A 3078-nucleotide genomic window follows, 5' to 3' on the forward strand; every position below is an offset into this window, starting at 1 on the left:
TGTTATATCCATGTCAATAATGATTGCTCAAAAACAGAAGAAGCCAGCATTTTGCTGGCTTCTTCATTATCCTAATCGTAGATGCTATAACGCTTTTGAGATGGCGTCTACACTCTCTTTTGCATCACCAAAAAGCATATAGGTATTATCTTTAAAGAAAAGAGGGTTTTGTACACCTGCGTAGCCAGTATTCATTGAACGCTTGAATACAATGACATTTTGCGCTTTCCATACTTCCAACACTGGCATTCCGGCGATCGGACTGTTCGGATCTTCTAATGCTGCTGGGTTTACTGTGTCATTTGCACCGATCACCAAAACCGTATCCGTTTCAGTAAAATCATCGTTTATTTCGTCCATTTCTAACACAATGTCATAAGGCACTTTTGCTTCAGCAAGCAGTACGTTCATATGGCCAGGCAAACGTCCCGCTACTGGGTGAATACCAAAGCGAACTTTAATGCCTTGTGCACGTAACTTCTCCGTGATTTCGTGAACAGGATACTGTGCTTGAGCTACTGCCATGCCATACCCTGGAGTGATGATCACTGACTTAGAGTTTTTCAGCATTTCGGCTACTTCTTCAGCGTTTATTTCACGGTGTTCACCGTACTCAACGTCTGCGCTGATAGCCACATCTTGACCAAAGCCCCCGGCAATCACACTAACAAAAGAGCGGTTCATCGCTTTACACATAATGTAAGAAAGAATGGCACCTGAAGAACCAACCAGTGCTCCGGTTACGATCAGCAAATCATTCGCTAACATAAAGCCAGCCGCTGCCGCTGCCCAACCTGAATAGGAGTTAAGCATCGATACCACAACGGGCATGTCTGCACCACCAATCGAAGCCACCAAATGGTAGCCAAACGCGAACGCTATCAGAGTCATAATAATCAATGCAAACATGCTGCCACCATTATTAACAAAGTAAATCATTAATAATGTGGAGACAACAATGGCCGCGAGGTTGAGCTTATGCTTATGAGGGAGATTGAGCGACGACGACGAAATGATTCCACGCAGTTTACCAAAGGCGACGATAGATCCTGTAAAGGTGACGGCACCAATAAATACCCCAATGAACACTTCAACCAAATGAATCACGTGTTCAGCGTGATCGAGTACAATTGGCGCATCGATATAGCTGTTATAACCCACTAATACCGCAGCCATGCCCACAAAACTGTGGAGAATAGCCACAAGTTCGGGCATTTCGGTCATTTCTACTTTTTTAGCATAATGAATACCGATACCGCCCCCAATTACCATCGCCAGCAATACCCAAGCTAAGCCCTGCGCATCTGGACGAAAAATAGTGGCGATGAGTGCGATAGCCATACCCGCTATACCATAGTAGTTACCAGCTCTTGCTGATTCCTGCTTTGATAATCCAGCAAGGCTCATGATGAAGAAGATAGCAGCAATAATATATGCGGCTTGTACTAATCCTGCAGACATATATTACTCCCTTAGTCTTTACGGAACATTTCAAGCATACGTTTGGTGACTGTAAAACCACCAAAGATGTTAATGCTTGCAATTAAAACAGCGATAAACGCGAGGAAAGTGACCACACCACTCCCTTGACCTATCTGCAATAAAGCTCCGACCACAATAATGCCGGAAATTGCATTGGTAACGGACATCAAAGGAGTATGTAAAGCATGAGTAACATTCCAAACGACGTAGTAACCCACAACACACGCTAAAACAAAAACGGTGAAATGGCTTAAGAAAGCCGCAGGTGCGACCGATGCGATCCAAGCAAAAGCGCCAACGGCAGCAACTAAGCCAGTAATTTTTTTCGTCGCAGAAACGGGTTCTTGTTTTTTGGGTTCAGGTCTAGTTGGTGCGGTCTTGACTTGCGGTTGAGCAGAGACTTGGATCGGTGGTGCTGGCCACGTTATTTCGCCTTCTTTCACGACCGTCACACCACGTAAAACAACGTCTTCAAAGTCAATATTGATGGACCCATTTTTTTCCTTGCATAACAATTTCAGCAAGTTAACGATGTTTGTTGAATATAATTGAGAGGATTGTGTTGGTAAGCGGCCAACCATATCAGTATAACCGACCACTTTCACACCATTGGCGGTTGTAATCACCTGATCGGCAACCGTGTATTCACAGTTCCCCCCGTTTGCAGCTGCAAGATCGACGATCACGCTACCAGCGCTCATACTGTCGACCATCTCTTTGGTGATCAGCTTAGGGGCTGGACGTCCAGGGATCAAAGCCGTCGTGATAATGATGTCGACATCTTTAGCTTGCGCTGCATACAGTTCAGCGGCCTTTTTATTAAAGTCGTCAGACATCTCTTTGGCGTAACCATCGCCTGAACCAGCCGTTTCTTGGAAATCGACTTCCAAAAACTCTGCACCCATTGATTGAACTTGTTCTTTTACTTCTGGGCGAACATCAAAAGCTCGTACAATTGCCCCCAAACTTCCTGCGGCACCGATAGCAGCGAGGCCAGCAACGCCAGCTCCAGCAACCAGTACTTTTGCCGGCGGGACTTTGCCCGCTGCGGTAATTTGCCCTGTAAAGAAGCGGCCAAATTCATGTGCAGCTTCAACAACAGCGCGGTAGCCAGCAATGTTAGCCATTGATGACAAAGCGTCTAAAGCTTGTGCTCTGGATATTCTCGGCACTGAGTCCATCGCCAGCACGTTGATTTTTTTACTTGATAACTGTTCCATCAATTCTGGGTTTTGTGCAGGCCAGATAAAACTGATTAGGCTTGCCCCTTCTTTGATCAAAGCAACCTCATCGATCGATTGTTTTTCATCAACAATCGGCGCATTGACCTTCAAGATAATGTCTGAATTCCAAACATCTTGTGTCGAAACAATCGTGGCACCAGCCGCCTCAAAAGCCGCATCATCAAAACTGGCTAAAACCCCAGCTTGAGTTTCAATGGAGACGTCGAAGCCTAGTTTGATTAATTGCGCTACCGAACTCGGTGAAGCTGCAACCCGTGTTTCACCCGTAAGGGTCTCTTTTGGTACACCAATTTGCATAGTTATTCCTTGACTATTGGCACAATGATTATTCTGTTTTATCTAACCACCAGCA

Annotated in this window: 2 protein-coding genes; both read right to left on the minus strand. The window is 45.4% G+C overall.

Annotation, left to right across the window (positions count from 1 at the left end; genetic code table 11):
* Nucleotides 1-84: 84 nt before the first annotated feature.
* On the minus strand, nucleotides 85-1461 hold the full coding sequence (gene pntB / locus AACQ21_RS05445; RefSeq protein WP_017046914.1) for a Re/Si-specific NAD(P)(+) transhydrogenase subunit beta: 1377 nt from the start codon (nucleotides 1459-1461) through the stop codon (nucleotides 85-87).
* A gap of 11 nt (nucleotides 1462-1472) precedes the next feature.
* Nucleotides 1473-3023 carry a Re/Si-specific NAD(P)(+) transhydrogenase subunit alpha gene (locus tag AACQ21_RS05450; RefSeq protein WP_088733374.1) on the minus strand — a complete coding sequence of 517 codons (1551 nt, stop codon included), beginning with the start codon at nucleotides 3021-3023 and terminating at the stop codon, nucleotides 1473-1475.
* Nucleotides 3024-3078 lie beyond the last annotated feature (55 nt).

Source organism: Vibrio sp. V01_P9A10T6 (genome assembly GCF_963877065.1).
GTDB classification, from domain to species: domain Bacteria; phylum Pseudomonadota; class Gammaproteobacteria; order Enterobacterales; family Vibrionaceae; genus Vibrio; species Vibrio anguillarum.

What these genes read in the sequence shown, in the direction of transcription:
- pntB (WP_017046914.1), bottom strand. Translation starts at nt 1,461, where the DNA reads ATGTCTGCAGGATTAGTACAAGCCGCATATATTATTGCTGCTATCTTC.
- AACQ21_RS05450 (WP_088733374.1), bottom strand. Translation starts at nt 3,023, where the DNA reads ATGCAAATTGGTGTACCAAAAGAGACCCTTACGGGTGAAACACGGGTT.